This is a genomic window from Enterobacter cloacae complex sp.6700776 (genome assembly GCF_048284255.1).
Classification (GTDB): Bacteria; Pseudomonadota; Gammaproteobacteria; order Enterobacterales; family Enterobacteriaceae; genus Enterobacter; species Enterobacter intestinihominis.
Genome location: NZ_JBLVYK010000024.1, coordinates 20,871 through 40,178, shown reverse-complemented (window position 1 = coordinate 40,178; position 19,308 = coordinate 20,871). Strand labels below are relative to the sequence as shown.

Sequence of the window (19,308 nt, the reverse complement as noted above, 5' to 3'; positions counted from 1 at the left end):
TGACAGTGCCTTCTGATGCTGCTCAGACATACTATGCACAGATATAATCACCCGTCCGTCCTTGTGATTATCGGAAAAGGCCATGCACCGGAGTCGGCAGACCGGTATGCAGTGATGTGACTTTAATCTTTATCAGCAGGCGCATTTCGTATTAAGGGAGCAAGTGTTAGCAACCCTGCCCAGGACGGAAGGACACTATCAGGACTGAACGCCAGTTTGGCGATTAAGGGGGTTAAATCTGCCAGTGGCTGACAGTGCCTTCTGATGCTGCTCAGACATACTATGCACAGATATAATCACCCGTCCGTCCTTGTGATTATCGGAAAAGGCCATGCACCGGAGTCGGCAAACCGGTATGCAGTGATGTGACTTTAATCTTTATCAGCAGGCGCATTTCGTATTAAGGGAGCCAGTGTTAGCAACCCTGCCCAGGACGGAAGGACACTATCAGGACTGAACGCCAGTTTGGCGATTAAGGGGGTTAAATCTGCAAGCGGATGACAGTGCCCCAGCTGCTGCTCAGTCACACCACGTCCTGATAAAATCTCCTGCCCGGTAATGTGATGACCGAAAAAAGCCCGTGCACTGGTGTCGGCAGACCGGCACGCAGGAATATGACGTTAATCTGTATCAGCAGGTACATCTCGCATTAGGGAGCAAGTGATAGCAACCCCGCCCAGAACTGAAGGCCAGCATGAGGACAGAACCCCAGTTTGGCGATTAAGGGGGTTAAATCCGGCAGCGTGAGTAAGTGCCCGTGCTGTGTTAAAGAAATATTCCCTAAGGACAATCTTCCGCTCGGCCTTTTGTATAAAGTTGTCACCCCGGGAGCGGGGATCACTTTACCTGCTTAGCCTAAATCTTACGTCAATCGCTATCCGGAATTTTAGCTTAATGGTCCTGAGTAAGTTAAAAGGGCTACCCATAATGACGTCCCCAGATGGTGATAAAGGAGTTAATTCCGCCTTCGGCTTACAGTGCCGCAGCTGCTGCTCAGCAACACCACGCCCTGATTAAATCTCCCGCCTGTCCTTGTGATGACCAAAAATAGTCCGTGCACTGGCGTCGTAAGACCGGCATACAGGAATGAGGCGTTAATCTTTATTAGGTGGCAGGATTCGCATCATGGGAGCAAGGGCCCTAGAACTGTAGACTAACATTAGAAAATCACAGTTTGGCGATAAAGGGGGTTAAATAAGTTAAAAGTCTTCGGTGAGCAAATTGGATAAATTTTCAGAAACCAAACCGTTAATAATAAACTTTTAGAAGAATGATTAAAGGATATTAAGTTTTGTATGCAAAATGACACCAGTGATCTGTTTTCACTAATAATGCCGCGCTACTTTGATTACCTTTGGTAAACAAAAATGTAATTTACGTGATTTTCATCTTATAATGTCAGTATTGAAGTTATAAATTTTGTTTACTTAATGCGTACACAACCTAACTGCGATTTGTATTTATGTCACTGTTTTTACACCACATTAATTATAAAACCAAAATTTGCAGCACAGTGATGAACTCATTAAGTCACAACCTCATTTGTTTACTTAAGGCATACAATAAAAAACCAGATTCTTATGAGACATCTGGTTTAATTATTTTTGCTTGAAGATATTTACTCTACGCGGCCAAACCCGCTGCTACTTCTTGAGCATAGAGAATTTCTATTGCCTCGCCATAGCTACAATTCTCGCGGCTTTGAATTTCCCATAATTTACTCCTGTCAGCACTATCCGTAGTAAAACAAAGCTCCATTTTCCGGTCTACGTATAACCGACAGATCTCTTGGAAGTTTTCGAACCTGACTAACATCTCTGAAAACACCTTTTTGACTGTACGAATATTTTTCATACGTTCATATTCTGCATCTGAAGTAGAAAAATATTTATTAGCCTTCATTGCTTCAATGCTTTCTTTTTCTTGTTTCATGATTATCTTCCAAGGCGAGTTAGCAGTCAGGGCCCGGCCAACAGAAGAAGTAAAATAATCTTCAAACGACTGTGTGATACAGATGCCAGCGCAGTTTGTTTTCCTGAACCTACGCCATGCCGCTTCGAGGAAGGAAGAGAAGAATTGGTTTGATTGATTTCCGGCACCTGATGAATTATCAGGACGAATGTACTCCCATGCTTCATCAAGGATGAACAAGCGACGACGCCCATCTTTTTTGATGAACATTGCATGCTGAGCAGCCTGAATGATAGACATTAATACAACTGTCTGAAGGTGGGGGGTGCCTTTTAGCTCCTCCAGTTCCAAAACAATAAATCTGCTGTCGAAGTTGATTGGAGGCAACGTATCGGTAAACCGGTGCCCATAAATTCCACCTTCGCACCATGCTCCGAGTTGCTCCCCAATATCCTTTATACGTTTGTCTTCATGCTTCTTGCAACGCAGAGCAAAGCCGGTTATTGAACCGGTCCGACCTGATTTTCTGGATTCTTGGTACTCTTCTGCAATAAGCTGAAGCATCACTGATTGTTGATAATCATCGATAAGGCCTTTCTCTGAAGCCATAATTTTTAGCTGATTCAAAACCATTATGGTCTGAGCAACTTTGTCTTTTTCTGCATCGTTTGAAGTTGATTCACCGGTAAATTCAGGTGCTTCGTTAAATACATCGTCGTTAACAGTGATGTCAGTTAGGAAGGCAAAGGGATTTAGGGTGAAGTCAGGGGTTTTACCGAAATCAATAAATTGACTGTTTGTATATTGTTCCGCAATCCCCTGGTAAGAACGGCCCACGTCCACAACAAATACTTGAGCACCGTCAGGATCATCATCTGGGTATTCGTTTTCTAAAAAATGCTTAAATGTTGAGCGATAATGAACGAGGTTATTAGATCGCGGTCCAGCTCCAAGATAGTTATTGATTAGATATGCTGTCCAGAATGACTTCCCTGCACCTGACGTTGCACCAATAACCATGTTATAGCTTGCAGAAGTCTTGAAAATATCAAGTCCCATGAGTTGACCTTCACGAGAAACTAAACTCAGTACTGGTCTATCTGTATTACCTTTCCAGGGCCCAAAGATCGGTGTCATATGAGCCGCTCCGGTGTTGCTCACTACTTCGGAACGGTCAAGGTCGAAAATTGTCTTTGGGTCATTGCACATTGGCAGACATGACATAAATGACGGGAAAACGATAAAGGAATCATCTGCTACTTTGACCCGGCTTTCGAGGTAAAAGGATTTGAGATCGTTAGCTGCTGTCTGCACAGAATTGGCATTACTACCCATAACAGTGAAAGTAAGATACCCTCTTAAAAGCTTTGCGCCATCCTCAAGCTCGCGAGTTACGGCCATGTAGTCATTATCCATATCCCGCAGGCGAGGGCAGAATGTGACAACTGAAGGTATACTTGCCTGTTTATTAGTGATTGCTTTGTAGCGGACGTTTTCTTTTGACAACTTGAGCGGATCGGCAAACTGAACAGTCTGAGTGATCATAAATGGGCTGAAAATTGTCTTACGTCCATGCATCCAGTTAACTACTAACTCATACATACAACCGAAATTGACGTATTCAGGAAACTTTACAACGGAAAGTTGTTTGAAGTAACGATGCTCAGATTCGTCGTCACTTTGTGTGACTGATGAGAAATGATTTTCTGTGACTGTATACTTACGGCCGGGAACGTTAACTTGTTCATTAAGCCTTTTCATAGTGTTAACGTCTATGAAACCTTCAGCCCACCGGGAGTTCTTTCCGGGGTTTACGACCTTATCTATACAATAGAGCCAGTTTTCTGCATCGACCTTAAACGGATGCAATCCAATCGTAATTAACTTACTTACAAGTTCAGAGTAAAGTGAATCGATACGCGAATGTTCCAGCTCGGTAGGAAGGGCAGACTGTAAAGGAATCGATAGCGAGATCCATACCTGAAAATCCCTCAACATAAGGTTATCATGATCAGGTTTTAAAGGCTTATGCATACTTCTGTCGTAGTAGTCCAACTGATAACCATTAAGCAGATCTGCTTTAAGCTTATCGTTCCCAGTCATACGCCCACCTCGCACAGCTGACCAAGCACTAAGCTGTAAAGTCAGGTCTGGCAATGCAGTCAGAGATATTTGACAGACAGTATCTGTAGGGAAATCCATTTTGAACATTTCAGCAAGAACATCTTGCTGATTATCAAAAACTCCAGGGGATGGATTACAGATAAACATAAACCCTAATCTGTTGCCATCAATCAAAAAATAGTGAGTCCCTGCTAATTGATCGTAAACAGGGATAAACCCACCTAATTGATGGCGATTTAAACCGCTATTGTAATTATTGATAGCTTCCATATTTGACCTTACAGTTGTCTAACAATGCCGTTCGAAGAGACAGCTTTAGTTGCTTTTTGTTGCTGCTGCATATTTTCCCGGGCCGCATCCTGTACTTCTAAAGGAACTATGCGAGCTGGGTTTGAGGTCGAATTCTTGCCAGCAATCCATGTTTGCGGTTTTACGTTGACATAAACGTAGCCGGGAAGATTAAGCGCATCGTTATCATCGGTATAAGGTGCAAAAGTAATTCTCATTACTTTCCCCTGTTGCAGAACAGCAAGTGGTTCAGGAGCCACTACAGCTTGTTTATAACCTTGCGAACGGTATTGCTGGATCTGCCCAGGGTTGAGAGTCGGGTTAACGGGCTGGCCATTGTAAAGAGAGTACATATCCTTACCAGGGCTGATATCAGAATTAGGTGCAACGTAGCGTGGGGCATTTCCAGCAGAAACCGGATAGCTTGTTTGTTTAACGACTTCCGCAGCCGGATGAACGAAAGGGTTACCAGTTGAAGAGGCAGTGCTATAACTGCTAGTCATCCTTACGTTTGAATTAACCGGTACACCAGAAATAGGCCGTGGTCCAATGGATGAAGTAGGGGCACCCATTTTTAAAGTTTTATCGTACATGACAGGTAACTGACCAACTGGCTTAATTTCGGTTTTTGAATAAGCCACAGGCTGATTTTTAAGGGTAGTAGACTGTGGATATTTGACTTCCCCTGGAGGGCTAATTTCAGTTGGATAACGGCTGTCATTGACAGCCGATTTCTCCTTTCCCGATTCCGACTCTTCCCCCGCCAGTGCAGACAGATCATCTCGATTATTAGTTAACTCCATAACTTCGCGAGGACCTTTACAGATAACGCCCTTTTCAATGCCTGGACATTCGGATTCGGAACTACCGATGGAGCACCCCGTAAGATATGAGGATGTACCTACAACCAGAGCACTGAGTACCAATCTTTTGATGTTCATAAACTAGCCTTAATTTGTCTCAAATGGATTTTTTAAGAGAGGTTCAACGCTTTGGTTCAACCAGTAGTCGAAATCTTTTGGAATGCCATTACCAGCCAAACCATCCTGTCTGACAACTGAAGGTACACCCTGCAATTTATAAATTCCTGCGAGCATCAATGACGCTACCAAAGGTTCCGCCGGACATTCTTCTGCTTCTTTTTGAGAGAGCAATCTTTTTTCAATGTCGGATTTGCTTCCCATTAGCCAACGAAGAATATCGAGGTTGTTTATTTTTCCTTTTTCTTTACTACACCAGAGCCTTCTAAGCTCTTCTTTTGGCTCACCGGGTGAGGGAACTAAAACAATATCTATCCGATACTTGTCCCGATCTGCATAGAATTTCTTAACAAGTTCCATGCAACCGTCACAATCAAGTGTTATGAAAATGGCTGCTTGTCTTTTAAGCTTTGAATTTCCCAGAGGAATGGACGCTACAGTTTCCAGAGGGAAGGGGGCCTCATCAAGACTAATAAAATAGGAATTCCTGATTTCTTCTACAGTCAGAACAGGTTTACGTTTAATTACATCAACAAGGCTTCCCCCAGTAAGGGAGTATCGGCCATCGGTCGTTACTGCCATTAGCTGCGAACGTTCGTCCTGAAAGAGGTATAGCCCACCAGAAGGAATGTATATGGCATCCTTAGGTTTATATCCTTTCATTTTTGATAACACACCCGAGATCTGACTGGGTGAAACGCCACCTTCCTTTGCCTTTGCCATTAACGCAGCAGCATCACTATTAGTTAGGACCTGCTCTGAAGCATAAGTGACCGTATTCGCCATAATGGCGAAAGCCGCCATTAAAGGGAAAAGTAACTTTTTCACTATTGGGTGCCCTCTACTTCTTTGCATTATAAGAACTTGATTGTACCGCTTCAGAGCTATCTTCAAGTTCCATATAAGTGACGATTTCAACACTATCCGGTACAGTAACGGCAAGCGTTGCATCAATAATTAAATAGCCACGGTCACGGTAGATCTTCATTAATGTTCTGAAATATTCTTCGAATTGAGATCTATCATTGTCAGCAGTACGGCCTCCGTGATGCTTGAAAAATTCCTTACGTAATTCAGGCATGTCAAGCACTGCAATCTTGTACGAAGGCTGGGATTGTTTATTGAAGTAATCGTAAACATTCATAAAGCCTTTATAACCATAAATAATGACCAATACGGCAAAGGCGAAGAAAAATAAATACTTCAATATTTTTTCAATATCAATTTCGAAGGTAATTTTTTTTGTTGTCCTTTCTCGCACCATTTTTTTAGTGATTTCAGGTCCAGCTGATTCAGGCGATTCTTTTTTTTCTAAACTATCCATTTAAACCTCAGCGACTGGTCAGATTCGTTGGAATTGTAGTTCCGGTCTGAACGACAAATGTAATAGCTCGGCCAGGGCTAATTTCTACGATTGGCCACTGTTGTTCTGCAATTGCGGTGTAGTAATCGACGAGTCGATTAAGACCACCTTGAGCTGCACCAGCCCCGGCTAATGCCCCAAGTGCACCAAAATTAGGGGACTGATACTGAGCCTGTGAATTAGGGTCGATGTTAAGTGAAGATACCTTACTGGGACTTAAGCTACCGGCAAGTGAAGAAAGTCCACCGGCAAATGCAGCTCCTGCAATTGCGTTACCATTTCGGCTGATAAGCGTGCCTCGGATCCCATTTTTTCCGTCATTTTCACTTACAGCATATGCTTCCAGTTTTACGTCAAAAGCTTTCCCTTTTGAATTAACACAAGAGATAGAAGTGGCACGTATGTAAGCACGCTGTGACGCCAGATCACCAACAGCTGAACCCAGAAGGTTACAGTCACGCAAATCCATGGTGAAATTATTGGGCATGATGACATCTTTTTTAATACGCATCGTTACTGGCATTGGTTCTGATTTGGAAGAAAGGCTTGTAGGCGCTTCAAGCCCGGTAATCAGAACACCAGTGATAATAGATGTTGCCGGAAGAAACATTTCATCTTTTCGGGCAGCATGCCGCGCTTTGCTATCAACTGGCGCAGTACCATCACCTCGTACAGTCCGAGTTGGCGCTTTATCTCCTGCAATGACCTCTCTGCCTTCCTTGATTCTGTTTTCAGACACGGGCATAACCTGAATGACACCATCGGTACCATTAGTCTTAATGGAACTTTGTGTGATTGTTCTCATTGGGCTATTACGCGTAGGTGTGATAGAAGCGTAATTAGGGTTTACGCCATTAATCGGCGCATTAGCATTAAGCTGATAAGGAGCTGCCGGTGCCTGCTCATTAATCGTTTTACGCGAACTACCAGCATCCAAGTTACGATTGCCGTTTCGATTTGTCTGCATATCATTAATTTGCTGAGACAGCTGCTGAAGTTGAGAAGTTAAACTTGCAACTTGGGCTTTAGTTTCCTGTTGGGCTTTTTCTGCTTTTTCGCGGTCCTCTTTCGCCGCATTTTGGTCAAGTCGGTTTTGCTTAACCATTTCTTTATATACTTTCTGGCTTTCTTCATTACTCAATTTGTTCATTTGCGAATCATCTAACAACAAATTGGTCTGCATGTCTTTTTTCTGTGTTTTCTTTTCTTTCTTAACTGGTGTGGAAAAAATAGACTGGCTAATAATATAAACAATCACTACCAGCAGAGCGCCAATAACAGAAAGTCTGACGGTCTTATTTTCCCAGGCCTTTTTAATGTCCATGATTAGCTCCACTTGTAGGTTTCTGGAATCGTTTAATTTTTAGATTTCGTTCGCTGTCAGACATCTGAGGAACGATATAGGGTTCACCTGCTCTGGCCCAGTTTTCACGAACAGATGGATGATTCATTTCAGCTTTATCTATCTGGCTCGTTCTAGATATTTCATGTTTGTAATTAGGTTCCAAAACGTTACTTTTGTGATAGTCAAAAGCATTCTCCTCATTAATATTGCCCTCTCCTACAAATTTATCAATAAGAGTTGGATCGTTCATTATTACTGTCTGAACGGGAAAAGCGTTACTGCCATCTTCGATACTAATGGGTGCGTCCGGAACGATTAATACACTCCTTTTTGGTATATATTCTGACCTGTAGTAAAAGCTGGTTAAAGCAAATACGACAAAACCAATCACGGTGGCCCCAAGCAGAGCAGGCAAAGTAACTTTTCCCATATTATTTTCTGATTAGACTTGGTCTGGTTGTAACCCGGGCCTCGCGTTCCTTGAACAATTTATCCCGGACTATGTAAAGCTCTGTTTCTTCTCCCGGTTGCAGGTATGCTTTATCAAATAAAGCACTTGCAATAACGCCTTCTGCCATACACTGCTGATCAGCAACGATTTGACCGTATGGTTTATCGTTTTTCACAAGAATTACATCAATAAGTTCACGTGAGCCAACCAGTCTCTGACCGAGCTTTGCATACATATTAAAGTTACATGGTGACTGCTCTGGCGCAGGAATACGAGAAAGTCGGTCCTGTTGTAAACTGAATCCTGAAGGGACCTCACCAAGAGCCACAGGAGTCAATAAATCAATGATTCTTTGTTTATGATCGTCTTGTTTTGGATCCGTTGGAGCCAGTTCTTCTGACTGGGAGCGGGCCAACATTTCCTCATAGTTTTGCTTATCCAATGAGGTTTCACGTTTGGCTTGCATAGATGGGCTTAAAGATGTAGTAACTGAAATCATCGCACCGGGAACATCAAGCGGTACCAGGGTCAGGTTATAGGTCGATTCAGGTACCTGATCTTCAGACAACATAATCCCGATTGGTTTATCGGTATTAGTTGAAATAAAGACATCGCCACCATTAACAAATATGCTTGCCTCTTCAGCAGGGGTAGAAGTACTGACAGAAGCATTCTTGAAGCTGGTCGATATTCTGTTTTGAAGTCCTCGTGAAACTGGCAGTACCACATTCCCACCAGGCGGCACATTTACACGCTGAACTTCTTTATATCGGTTACGAGCTTCGACATAAAGTTCATCGGCTTTTGACGTGGCGGTCGCATTGGTTGCATTCTGCTGGGAAGAGGTACCTGTTGGTCTCCCATAGCTATCAATTGCACCAGATCGGGTCTGTGCGTCAAATCCGGGGAGACTAGGATTATTTGATAATGCTCCAGTAATAGCGCTTACCGCAGGCGAAGCATTGCTGGCTGGGGAAAGTTGCACGGTAGGGAGATCAGTTGTAGGTTTTTGTCCCTGCGCATTACCGGCTTCACTAAGGTTTGTTTGTGCACCTGACTGTTCAGAACCAGCTTGACCCGGAATAATGGCTTTTGCAGCTCCATTCTGAAATCCGTCAGCACCAACTGGCATTACAACCGGGTTATTAATTGTTGCTGGCAATTGGTATTCTTCAGCGATTACGCAGTTCGAAGTCGTGAGCATGATCAATGCTGTAATTGCGTTGAAGCCTAAGCCCTTTTTTTTAATCATCACTTGTTACCTGTAGACGGTGGCGGATTATCCAGCGTTGCCAGTTGCTCTTTGCCGTTTATCGTAATTTTTTTAATATTCGGTGTTCCGGAATATTGATTTACATATGCAATTCTTGGGCGACCATTTTTCATCCCGAGAACCCATTCATAAGTCCATTTCGATGATTCAGTTTTGTCCGGAACATTTACAAGTCGAGTCGTTTTGGTACCCCAGACATAGACCATGTCATTTTTTGGATCAAAGTAAATATCATTAGGCTTAAAGGTCTGCTCAACACCACGAGCCTGCATGATATTTATCTGCTCCTGTAAAGACTCACTCGTTTTAGCCTGTAGTTCAGGTGAAAGGGCATCGAGGACATAGGCCGTCACAAAGGAAATATTAGTTGGATTAATATTCCCTAAAAGGGTACTAAAAAAGAGAGCCCATTGTGTTTTATAAGATTCCGATGCTTTGTTACCAACAACCGTGATCTCTTCATTCATGTTTGGAGGGGTAACAATCGTCACTGGGTCAGTGAAAAAAAGAATCTTTGCAACCAATAACCCAATGACGGCTATTGAAACAGTATTAATGCGGATAAGTTTTGTATCACGATTAATCAGGGCGCTGTATGTAATTCCAGCACCTGACGCTTCAGCTTGTGGGCTAAATCGTTTTTTAATGTCCAAAAAACGTCCCTTAGCACTTTCATCTTTCTTTACGTATGACTGTTCAAGATCACCGTTTTCATCCTTTTTAGATTTTTTGAAAAAAGGGATGTTAATGCCACTTAGCATTTTCATTCATAGCTCCATCAAGAATACAAATCTCTGATAAATGGATCGTTGAAATAACGGCTACTAAAAACTGCTTTACCTGGCAAAAAACCGAGCCACCAGAGTTTGTGTTTTAGCAATCCTCTTATTCCTGACTCAGCTGCTTTGTTATACGCAATCCAATACACAACCGCTGCTACAACAGAAAACCCGAAGCATTCGAAGATATTCCCAAATGCAACCAGAATGAATGCAAGCCCTAATTTTTTGGCATCCCAAAACAAAATCAGTAGAGGCATGTTGATCCTGAAAGGGAATCTATAGGTATGCTGAGGAACGTCGTTCTGCTTACTCATTAAAAATCCAGAGAGGGGGATGAACCCCCTCATGCATGATTAACAATAAATTACAGCGGTACGCCAGCATCCATAAAGGTGCTGATAATTTTCTCGCCGTTGGCCATTACCAGCATCATGAATAATGAAACCAGTGCCAGGCCCGGGTTAGGCTTAAGGACAGAGAAATATACGCTTGAGATCAACATCGCGGCTGCCAGAATTTTGCCCGGAGCTCCAGTCATACTTTCACTCATGTATGACCAAATATCTCCCAGTGCCCCATCATCTGAACCCGCATATGCCAGACCGCAAAAAAGCACGGTCAGCAGAACAAACAAAATCACTTTTGCGCTTTTTGTTTTAAAAAGTGCAGCCGTGTTAGATTTCTTTTCACTAAGGCCAATATTTAAAGAAAGTTCCATAATTACTCCGTGTAGATTTGAGTTCACGTAAACGCGAATGAATAATACTTTTTTATTCCGATCCTTCCGTTCGCATAAACCCCCTTTTTTTAACGTTTAGCGATTGGTGAATTTTTAAGCAAAGGGCCTAAAGCATAATCTTTGAAAGGTACCAGTGAACGCTTAGTAAAAGTTTGAAAGAGGGGAGGGGGTAAGATTACGTTAAGCTCAATCCTGAAGCTGATGAGACTCCTCAAGCATAAAAGTCACTTTTGATGGTTTGAAAAGCTCTAACTAGATATCGGGCAGGTAACTAAGCTTCATATCTAATCTTTTTTGTTCCCTTATTATCTATCTCTTGATTCTGAGAAGGCCGCATATCACTGTGCTCCCTGGTTCGGCAACTATCAGTTGGAGAAACTACATACAATCCTCGGGCCGGTGCGTCATTCATCTAAATGCCTTTTACACCTCTGGGCGTGAGTGGGACTTTGTCTTGTCCATACGAACATCATTCATTCGAATGCTTTTGGCCAATGCTATTTAAGCAAATGCTTTCTGGCTGAGTCCTTTTGCGAATGAGTCTTTGATATAACTGCATGAATTTTGGGTTGTTTGGTGTACTAACAAAACAAAGGCATTTCTTTGAATGCCATTGGAGTTGTGATGCTTCTGATATTTTTTTGATCTCATATCAAGCACATAGTCCTTCTGATGCCCAATGTCATAGATGTCTTGGACCATTCTCGCTCTTAACAAAGCTGAACTGTGTGTCATTCGACCTAATGCCATTCACCAAAATGCCTTTTTATACCACTGCATAGCTATGCTCGGGATACAGTGGCAAACAAAAGCATTTCAATGAATGAATTTTTGGGATACCGACATCAAAAGCATTTGTATGAATGTAAGAGGCGTAATCCACAAAAGGCATTCACGTGAATAGAGTGCGCACGAAACCATCTTGCTCAACGGCATTTAATGAATGGGCTAGCATGTACGCTTGAGTCAGAAAGGCATACAGATGAATAGTCAGGAGTTCGTTTGAAAAGTTACTTTTTTGCACATTAAGCCGAGATGTAAGACCAGTAGTAAAAGAAGCACTAAGCATAGCACTGATAAATAACTTATTTTTCAGCAGGTTATAACCAGTGCATACCAGATAGCTTTCAACCTTGTTTGGCAAGGGCCAGCTTAGGGCTTCTTTTGAAGATCTGAAATTGTATGTCGCGACCTTTCTTAACTTCTTGATAATCGAGATATCCGATAGATTCAAGTTCCCGCATTGCTTTACGAATTATCTGGTTTTGCGTACGAATAGGGGTTGTAAGAAGCAACCTTTCCCTCAACCGTTTCATATTAACGAACAACGTACCAGCTGGCATTGCTTCAAAATAAATATAGAGAGATTGCGCAGCTTCTTTTTTAGCCAAAATGTATAGAACCTGAAGGCTTAACAATGTCTTATGGTCGTAACGATACAGTTCCCACATAGAAGGATCCCCAACCAGCTCAACAGTATCGCTTTTTGGATCAATCATAGCCTTCTGCACCAGATGCGTTACTGTGAACCGACCACTACGAGAGTCTGAGAAGGCAAGCACTACCGATGCAAGGTTCATTAATGACTCTTTAAAGCGCGCACGAGTTCGTTTGTTGATGTTTGTTGAACTGATACCACACATCTTCGCAAACTCGTTAAAAGTCAGGCTAATCTTCTCGGAAGTAAAACCATATTTACTGAAAGCCATGATGATCCCGAGCCAGCACTTAAAGTCGGTAGACATAGATAGTTTGACACCAGTTATCTTGATGTCGTCATAACCCTCCGATCTTGCAATTTCCATACACGAAAGCTCATCAGAGGCATCAACTTCAAAGTTTCGGTCGCGGTTTTCTTTTGTGCCGACAGGGGTAAATACACTCAATCTCAGCAGGGCCACGGGCTGAACCGACTTGGACGAGTTAGGCGTCAGTTGATAAGTCTTACCTGATTCATTACTGGTTACGTCAAAAGGATGGATTAACTCGTTGTTTTTAATCATTAACTTAACTCGTCGGTGATAAGATTTTCATTTGGCAAACTGTTTATAACATATTCTTGCAAATGCTTTTTACGCATTTACCTAAATGCCATAAGCATTCCAGTAAATGCCTTCCTTATTCATTCAAATGCTTTTCGCATGCATCCGAATGCCGGATCCTTTCATAAAGTTACTATAATCAATGAGTTAAAGATGCCGTGATCTTTACTTGAACTCTATTGATCTTTAGTGATCTAAAGAATTGATCTAACCTGTTGAAAACAATGATAAGTCCATATAAAACAAGGAATAGCGCTCCTTTATCAATATCTACAGATCGCAAACGGAAATGAAAGTGGGTTTACTATCATTGTTTTATTCAAGACAGTTTTTATTTTAATTTTATTAAGCAAATTTTTTGAGTTTACCTTTTAGATGTATCAGCCCTATTTGGCAAATTTGAGGTTCATGTATCATGTAGTAAACAGGAGGAAGATATGAACAACAGCAAACATACAGTCATTGAAGTGGATACTAATCTAGTTGAAATTGAAAAGGGATTTAATCCCCGAGAGGCGGTAATCGGAGATTTGTGTTACGAACAAGAACCTGTCAAATCGATGATTGTGTCAATCAAACAAGCCTTTAAGGAAGGAAGGCAGGTTGATATGATCAAGGTCGTAAAAAGAAAAGGTAAATATTTAGTTCGTCAAGGTCATACTCGTTTTCATGGCTTAAAATTAGCAATTTCTGAAGGTGCTAATATTCCAAAATTATCTGTTATCTTAATCGATTATAAAAACGAAATTGAAGAATACCTTGAGAACCTCGATGGTAACAGAAGCAATGGGCTAAATCCGGTTGGGCAAGCTCATGCATTAGCTCATGCTGTTAGTCTCGGGTATTCGGTTGAAGAACTAGCAATGCGATATCAACGATCAACTACCGCAATTCGTAATATGCTAAAAATCCTTGATATGCCATTAGAGCTTCAACGTTTGATTAGCCTAAATCTAATCAAAAAAACGCTCGCCATTGAAATAATGTTAAAATATTCCAACGATCACAAAATGGTTTTAAAACATATAGAAGGTTTCTTACCTGGCGTTAAGAATATTGAGACTACAACGAGCAAAATTGTAGGCATACCTGAACACAATGCAGCTGGAGCAGGACCAGACACCTTAAATAAAGGCGGACCAGAAAAGAAAAATTCGGCAGTCACACGTAAGACTTTGGGTATTAAGCGCCTCTCGCATAAGAAAACAGAACGGCTAAAATCTGAATTTCTTGAGCTTGTGGAAAGTACACATACGGAATCTATAACGAATACTCAAACAGAACTAAAATTTGGTAGAGATAGTGCACACTTGTTCAAAAATGTTGATAGTAAAAATGTAATATTTTCTGATGATGGTGTTCAAATAATCTTGAATGATGAAAAGCTAAATATTTTATTGTCTTTACTTAACGACGAAAATACAGCAATCATTCTTTCTAAACCAAAATTAGAAGAGCTTCTGGAAATTCGAGATCTCCTTAAGGAATAAAAAACCGAGGATTAGTTGAGTGATTAAACCTATAAAGCTGACTCTTATCGATAATTATAATGATTTGCTTCTAACTCATGAAGTCCTTAAACGCAACATGGAAGAGTTAGAACACGGTAAACGTTTTGACCAATTTCCTGAAGGGCATGACCACTATGAAAAAACTGTGAAAGAAGCTGTAGCAATCGTAGAGGCACGTTTGGAGGTGTTTCGAAAATGAAATCTCTTTTCTTTACTCTTGATGGTCATATGGTACCAGCCTCAGTGAATGTATCCCTTAACGGAGATGGAAATTATTATGCACCTATCGAAAGAGAATGTAACGAATGTGCGGGCACAGGCCACAAAGGGGCTGATGTATGTGAAAAGTGTCATGGGGTGCAAACAGTTGGACCCATTATTGAAAAATTAGTGGTACTAGAGCCAATTACCTTTCTCGATAACATTCCGGAACTGCGTGTTAACCCAACACTCGAAGCATGGAAATCCAGAAACCACGTACTTATTGAGAAAGCAAAAAAGGCTAACACTAAGTTTTCTAATAGTATATTGGCGCAACTAGACAATAACCGTTTTTTGACAGAACGCCAGCTGGATTGTTTCTTTACAACCTTTGATGTGATGTTGTCTGAAACTCCGGAAAATGAACAAGAAATTTTAAAACATAGCTACAATATCGGCCAGGTCATAAGCATTGAACTAACATTTACTGAAGTCAGGGCCGCGTACGCAAAAAGTAAAGGGAGTTATTTTTTTACATTTACTGGTAAAGTTAGAAATGACGGGATCGCTTTAACGGCCGATAAACAGGATCACATTTTATTGGGTGAACGTTATCATTTGACTGGAAAAGTCAGAAAATTCTATGATTTTGATTCGAAAAATTATGCTGCAATAACAGTTTTTAAGTTAAGTAAACTCCAAGACAGTTAAATGTTTTACTGCTTAAATATAGAGCCAAGACTTAAACTGTCGTTAGGACTCACTCACGTAATATTGTTGCTTACGCAATGGGTTTTATCCCTCATAAAGATCTGCGAGTATAAATCTTTTACATTTAAATTCCCCTCTATCACAACCTTTTCAATAGTAAAAAAATGATAATCTTATTAATTATAATTTTTAATTTTTTGTATACCAATACCATACAGTTAAGGCTAAAAGGTGATGATGGAGATGGACTTTAAAATGCACAATGATCTGGGTCTCGGTTTCATTTGTAAAAATGCAAGAACATCGTCAAAGCCAACGTTAAGAAAAGTTACTTTTCCGGTAAGCGCATATGAAACGTCTAAGCTTTCTTTAACCGGTTTTCAATGCCCCACAGCCTGCCGATTTCCTTTTTTTGTGCTATGCATGATAATCCATAACCATCTTTCGTCTGCATGCCCTATCAACCAAAATGAATGTTCAAATCATATATCGCAATTTTCTATCGACATTAAAGTACAAGATTGGCTTAGCCGTTCAAGAGTAGCGTTTATTGATTTCCATAATCTAAGAAATACAGATAAAACCACATTAATAACAGTGGAACATCTTGAAGCTTTACTTACTGTTATGTCAACTACTCTTGTCGCTTACGCTCCATATTCAAAAAAGAGACTTAACTTTAGCTTTCTAAATTCATTTACTTTGTCTAAAACTTCTCAAAGTTACACATTAACTTTCCCGGTAGTTCTCAGTCCGCTTTTAGATGCTCTTGGCGGTTTCATTCAGGAATGCATAACCGAAAAATTGTTAAAACGACGAAATTCGAATTTCATGGTTTACGAGTATCTTAAACGTTCAGGCCAGAGCTCTCATAAAGTGGAGGACATTAATAACGACTTACAGCTTAAAACTCTAAATATAAGACTTATGAGCGTCCTTACTGGGCTTTCTCAGCAAGGACTCATTTCATTTATTTGCGAAGGAAAGAGGGGCGACCGGAGAATAGAAGAGCTTCAGTTTATACCTTATGTTCAACGAACTCACCCTGAGGTATTAACTTTTCAGGAATGGATTAGCCCCGTTGATTAGAATTAACTCTATTTCAGCACGGCCAGTATTTCTGTTTCCGTTTTCCGTGTATTTGGCTTACTTCCTACGGATCGGTAAGCGCTGAGTCTGTGTATGACGAATCCACGCTCTTCATAGAGGCCCAAAGTGAATGGTGTCAGGCTATTTGATATCGCAACAGCAGCGCCTTTTCTGTGAGCGTCAACGAGCATATTTGCTAACAGCACGTGGTCGCTTTGGCTGAACGGTTTACCATCGTAACTGACAAAACTAGTTTTGCTTGTTTTGTCATATGGCGGATCACAATAAATCTGATCTCCTTCGCCGGTTGCGGCCAGAGTCTCCTCAAAACCAGCGGTGATCAGTTCAATACCTGAAAGACGAAATGAAAGGTAGTCTATTTTATTGAAGTCAAGCTTCAGTTCTGTATGTTTCCCCCAGGGCACTGAATAGATTCTTTCTGAGTTATAGCGGCACATACCGTTATAGCCCAGGCGATTCAGGGAGTAAAACAAAGCCGCTCTTTGAAGCGGTTGACCAGAAATACAGGTTTTGTTGAAACGGTCCCTCATCTCATAGTAGTCCTTTTCGACAAAGGTTTTATCCGCTAGGTTTTGGACCTGATTTATAAAGTTAGTTTTCTGTCTTTGAATAGTCCTGTATAGGTTGATCAAGTCTGGATTGCTATCTGCAAGCAATGCATTTTGTGCAAACATGTTCAGAAAAACGGCACCACCGCCTATAAAGGGTTCTACCCACCGGCAACTATGATCGTGTGGGTAGTGATGGCTGATGAAAGGCATCAGTTTCGTTTTTCCACCAGCCCATTTGATTATCGGCATGTGTCTGAGATGTCGAGTCAAAGTGTCTATACCTGAGAGAGAAATTTAGGTGCTGGTATCGTACCTAACCACGGGCTTTAACTAATAACTTAGGGAGCAAAAAAAAGTTGTTTAAGACGCACAGTTTTGACTTTCAGCATTGCGGATTTATAAGATTTTTCCTCACTGATACCTGAACTTTATGTTTTGGATTTATGTCTTTGTTTATGAAGCGATTTTGATGCCATCACAAGAAATGGGGAGCCCTCTTTTTTTGTGAAAAATCAGAATAGGCTCAAAAAGTACCTTTTTTGCGAAAAATTATGGATTTTTTTTTCGGTAGTATCCCCGCTACGCAGAAAGTAAGCAGAAAAATGTAACGGAGCCCCTATGAGTGTTTTACTGACAGAACCTACACAGCAAGCTAATGACAAGGTCTTTAAAACGGCCCATGTTGCCTTTTCAGTAGTTACTGGCACAGGTCGTTACGTCACTGGGCTTAAACAGTTCCGTGATGCAAACCCTGAACTTTGTACTGAAGTAAGTGACCAGAAAGCATGGGCTATCCACCCTTCAGTAATTCAGGTCACGCCAGGCTTCAACTCCCGCGAAATGGGAATGGGTGACGATTACTATAAGCTCCCTGAGGTTGAAGAACACATCTACAACATCAAGAATGCCTACATTCGAGGTGACTATGTAGACCCTATCCGAGTACGTGTCATTGATGGGGTACCTTTTGTTCGCCAGGGGCACTGCCGTTTAAAAGCCGCAATGATGGCATGTGATGAAGATCATGACATCACAATCCTTTGCGTTGAGATTAAAGAAGATGAAATTGGCTGTGAGCTCGCGACCATTGATGGTAACCGTGGTCTTGCGCTTTCTCCTGTTGCGCTTGGCGAGTCCTATCGTCGCCTACATTCTCTTGCTGGCTGGTCACTCGAACGAATTGCTCAACGTGAAAATAAAAGCCCGACGACCATCAGTTCTCTTATCCGCCTGACAACCTGTTCTGTTGTTATCAAGAAATGGATTCATGCTGACGCTATTTCGTATGTTAACGTGCTTTCACTGATCGATGAGCTCGGTGAAACAGAAGCAATTTCACGTATCAAGAAGATGATCGCGGAACTTGAGCAGGCCGATGCGAATGGCATCACGGTGAAAAAAACCCAACATGGTCAGGTACGAGTCAGACCTTCAGACTTCAAGCCAGCACGGATTCCGCCGGTTATTGCCACAAAAGCCGTAGAAGGCGTCAAACTCATCACCACCAGCTTATTACAGAAACTGGGGGATATTGAATTGCCGGAGATGACAGATTCAAGTGCTGACGAAGAAATCAACATTACGTTGAACCGCAGTACTCTGGAGATGCTGAGAAATCTTTCAAAAGAGATCACAGAATCAGAGAACAAGCAGCTTCGCCGTGCGGAGAATCGTCAGGCAAAACTTAATGGTGAGAAGCCAAAATACCCACGTAAAAAAAATGCTAAGAAGGCAGGGGAAGAGACCGATCAGGATACTGACCCACAGCCGGACGCAGAATAATTTACTTTTGGCAAAGTGTTGGTTTTGTCAGAGTCATTAAGGATTCAGGCTTTTTGCCCGCCTTTTTTAAACCTCCATGTATCGTTCTTGCCCCGTTTATGCGGGGCTTTTTTTTTGCTTCTTTCTATGAGTTGACATCTTTAA

17 protein-coding genes are annotated in these 19,308 nt (G+C 41.5%); 5 read left to right on the top strand and 12 right to left on the bottom strand.

The genetic code is table 11. The features are described from left to right. Positions 1-1,623 precede the first annotated feature (1,623 nt). The 11 genes from ACNQ0T_RS21470 to ACNQ0T_RS21420 all read right to left on the bottom strand — a co-directional run bounded on the left by ACNQ0T_RS21470 (position 1,624) and on the right by ACNQ0T_RS21420 (position 13,259). The gene (locus ACNQ0T_RS21470; RefSeq protein WP_000387412.1) at positions 1,624-4,305 is read right to left on the bottom strand and encodes a TraC family protein; all 2,682 of its coding nucleotides are present in this window, start codon (positions 4,303-4,305) and stop codon (positions 1,624-1,626) included. Positions 4,306-4,313: 8 nt separating this feature from the next. Further along, positions 4,314-5,264: an IncHI-type conjugal transfer lipoprotein TrhV gene (trhV, locus tag ACNQ0T_RS21465; protein WP_001022588.1), complete on the bottom strand. Its 951-nt coding sequence runs from the start codon at positions 5,262-5,264 to the stop codon at positions 4,314-4,316. Positions 5,265-5,273: 9 nt separating this feature from the next. Beyond that, positions 5,274-6,026 carry a protein-disulfide isomerase HtdT gene (gene htdT / locus ACNQ0T_RS21460; RefSeq protein ID WP_182911723.1) on the bottom strand — a complete coding sequence of 251 codons (753 nt, stop codon included), beginning with the start codon at positions 6,024-6,026 and terminating at the stop codon, positions 5,274-5,276. Between the two features lie 118 nt (positions 6,027-6,144). Further along, entirely contained in the window at positions 6,145-6,627 is a 483-nt protein-coding gene (locus ACNQ0T_RS21455; protein WP_000377632.1) for a hypothetical protein, read from the bottom strand. A 7-nt stretch (positions 6,628-6,634) separates the two neighbouring features. Further along, a complete protein-coding gene (gene trhB, locus ACNQ0T_RS21450) occupies positions 6,635-7,990 on the bottom strand; it encodes an IncHI-type conjugal transfer protein TrhB (RefSeq protein WP_000351841.1) in 1,356 nt (451 codons plus the stop codon). Further along, on the bottom strand, positions 7,980-8,441 hold the full coding sequence (gene htdO, locus ACNQ0T_RS21445; protein ID WP_000521242.1) for a plasmid transfer protein HtdO: 462 nt from the start codon (positions 8,439-8,441) through the stop codon (positions 7,980-7,982). Before htdO ends, trhB begins: the two co-directional genes overlap by 11 nt. Position 8,442: 1 nt before the next feature. Further along, on the bottom strand, positions 8,443-9,714 hold the full coding sequence (locus tag ACNQ0T_RS21440; protein ID WP_000592092.1) for a TraK domain-containing protein: 1,272 nt from the start codon (positions 9,712-9,714) through the stop codon (positions 8,443-8,445). Then, positions 9,714-10,502, bottom strand: coding sequence for a TraE/TraK family type IV conjugative transfer system protein (locus tag ACNQ0T_RS21435; protein ID WP_000783153.1), 789 nt, complete (start codon positions 10,500-10,502; stop codon positions 9,714-9,716). The genes ACNQ0T_RS21440 and ACNQ0T_RS21435 overlap by 1 nt, the downstream gene beginning before the upstream one ends. An 11-nt stretch (positions 10,503-10,513) precedes the next feature. Then, positions 10,514-10,864 carry a type IV conjugative transfer system protein TraL gene (locus tag ACNQ0T_RS21430; RefSeq protein WP_001447770.1) on the bottom strand — a complete coding sequence of 117 codons (351 nt, stop codon included), beginning with the start codon at positions 10,862-10,864 and terminating at the stop codon, positions 10,514-10,516. 17 nt (positions 10,865-10,881) lie between these two features. Next, positions 10,882-11,235: a hypothetical protein gene (locus ACNQ0T_RS21425; RefSeq protein ID WP_000423602.1), complete on the bottom strand. Its 354-nt coding sequence runs from the start codon at positions 11,233-11,235 to the stop codon at positions 10,882-10,884. 1,148 nt (positions 11,236-12,383) lie between these two features. After that, positions 12,384-13,259, bottom strand: coding sequence for a RepB family plasmid replication initiator protein (locus tag ACNQ0T_RS21420; RefSeq protein ID WP_000594611.1), 876 nt, complete (start codon positions 13,257-13,259; stop codon positions 12,384-12,386). A 476-nt stretch (positions 13,260-13,735) separates the two neighbouring features. Here ACNQ0T_RS21420 and ACNQ0T_RS21415 point away from each other — a divergent pair, with 476 nt between their 5' ends. The 4 genes from ACNQ0T_RS21415 (at position 13,736) to ACNQ0T_RS21400 (ending at position 16,810) form a co-directional block, all read left to right on the top strand. Further along, the gene (locus tag ACNQ0T_RS21415) at positions 13,736-14,788 is read left to right on the top strand and encodes a hypothetical protein (protein ID WP_001065778.1); all 1,053 of its coding nucleotides are present in this window, start codon (positions 13,736-13,738) and stop codon (positions 14,786-14,788) included. 19 nt (positions 14,789-14,807) lie between these two features. Beyond that, complete coding sequence (locus tag ACNQ0T_RS21410; RefSeq protein WP_000594930.1) at positions 14,808-15,008, top strand: hypothetical protein; 201 nt, start codon at positions 14,808-14,810, stop codon at positions 15,006-15,008. Beyond that, positions 15,005-15,721, top strand: coding sequence for a zinc finger-like domain-containing protein (locus ACNQ0T_RS21405; RefSeq protein WP_000838219.1), 717 nt, complete (start codon positions 15,005-15,007; stop codon positions 15,719-15,721). Before ACNQ0T_RS21410 ends, ACNQ0T_RS21405 begins: the two co-directional genes overlap by 4 nt. 234 nt (positions 15,722-15,955) lie before the next feature. Then, positions 15,956-16,810, top strand: coding sequence for a hypothetical protein (locus ACNQ0T_RS21400; RefSeq protein WP_000970401.1), 855 nt, complete (start codon positions 15,956-15,958; stop codon positions 16,808-16,810). Positions 16,811-16,818: 8 nt separating this feature from the next. Here the strand turns inward: ACNQ0T_RS21400 and ACNQ0T_RS21395 are convergent, their stop codons facing one another. Further along, positions 16,819-17,631, bottom strand: a complete 813-nt coding sequence (locus ACNQ0T_RS21395; RefSeq protein ID WP_001121574.1) for a DNA adenine methylase — start codon at positions 17,629-17,631, stop codon at positions 16,819-16,821. A gap of 369 nt (positions 17,632-18,000) precedes the next feature. Between ACNQ0T_RS21395 and ACNQ0T_RS21390 the strand changes: the two genes are divergently transcribed. Beyond that, the gene (locus tag ACNQ0T_RS21390) at positions 18,001-19,164 is read left to right on the top strand and encodes a hypothetical protein (RefSeq protein WP_000114860.1); all 1,164 of its coding nucleotides are present in this window, start codon (positions 18,001-18,003) and stop codon (positions 19,162-19,164) included. Positions 19,165-19,308 lie beyond the last annotated feature (144 nt).

Bases quoted from the DNA above. Each gene is read 5' to 3' on its own strand.
- ACNQ0T_RS21470 (WP_000387412.1), bottom strand. From the start codon at position 4,305: ATGGAAGCTATCAATAATTACAATAGCGGTTTAAATCGCCATCAATTA.
- trhV (WP_001022588.1), bottom strand. From the start codon at position 5,264: ATGAACATCAAAAGATTGGTACTCAGTGCTCTGGTTGTAGGTACATCC.
- htdT (WP_182911723.1), bottom strand. From the start codon at position 6,026: ATGGCAAAGGCAAAGGAAGGTGGCGTTTCACCCAGTCAGATCTCGGGT.
- ACNQ0T_RS21455 (WP_000377632.1), bottom strand. From the start codon at position 6,627: ATGGATAGTTTAGAAAAAAAAGAATCGCCTGAATCAGCTGGACCTGAA.
- trhB (WP_000351841.1), bottom strand. From the start codon at position 7,990: ATGGACATTAAAAAGGCCTGGGAAAATAAGACCGTCAGACTTTCTGTT.
- htdO (WP_000521242.1), bottom strand. From the start codon at position 8,441: ATGGGAAAAGTTACTTTGCCTGCTCTGCTTGGGGCCACCGTGATTGGT.
- ACNQ0T_RS21440 (WP_000592092.1), bottom strand. From the start codon at position 9,714: ATGATTAAAAAAAAGGGCTTAGGCTTCAACGCAATTACAGCATTGATC.
- ACNQ0T_RS21435 (WP_000783153.1), bottom strand. From the start codon at position 10,502: ATGAAAATGCTAAGTGGCATTAACATCCCTTTTTTCAAAAAATCTAAA.
- ACNQ0T_RS21430 (WP_001447770.1), bottom strand. From the start codon at position 10,864: ATGAGGGGGTTCATCCCCCTCTCTGGATTTTTAATGAGTAAGCAGAAC.
- ACNQ0T_RS21425 (WP_000423602.1), bottom strand. From the start codon at position 11,235: ATGGAACTTTCTTTAAATATTGGCCTTAGTGAAAAGAAATCTAACACG.
- ACNQ0T_RS21420 (WP_000594611.1), bottom strand. From the start codon at position 13,259: ATGATTAAAAACAACGAGTTAATCCATCCTTTTGACGTAACCAGTAAT.
- ACNQ0T_RS21415 (WP_001065778.1), top strand. From the start codon at position 13,736: ATGAACAACAGCAAACATACAGTCATTGAAGTGGATACTAATCTAGTT.
- ACNQ0T_RS21405 (WP_000838219.1), top strand. From the start codon at position 15,005: ATGAAATCTCTTTTCTTTACTCTTGATGGTCATATGGTACCAGCCTCA.
- ACNQ0T_RS21400 (WP_000970401.1), top strand. From the start codon at position 15,956: ATGATGGAGATGGACTTTAAAATGCACAATGATCTGGGTCTCGGTTTC.
- ACNQ0T_RS21395 (WP_001121574.1), bottom strand. From the start codon at position 17,631: ATGCCGATAATCAAATGGGCTGGTGGAAAAACGAAACTGATGCCTTTC.
- ACNQ0T_RS21390 (WP_000114860.1), top strand. From the start codon at position 18,001: ATGAGTGTTTTACTGACAGAACCTACACAGCAAGCTAATGACAAGGTC.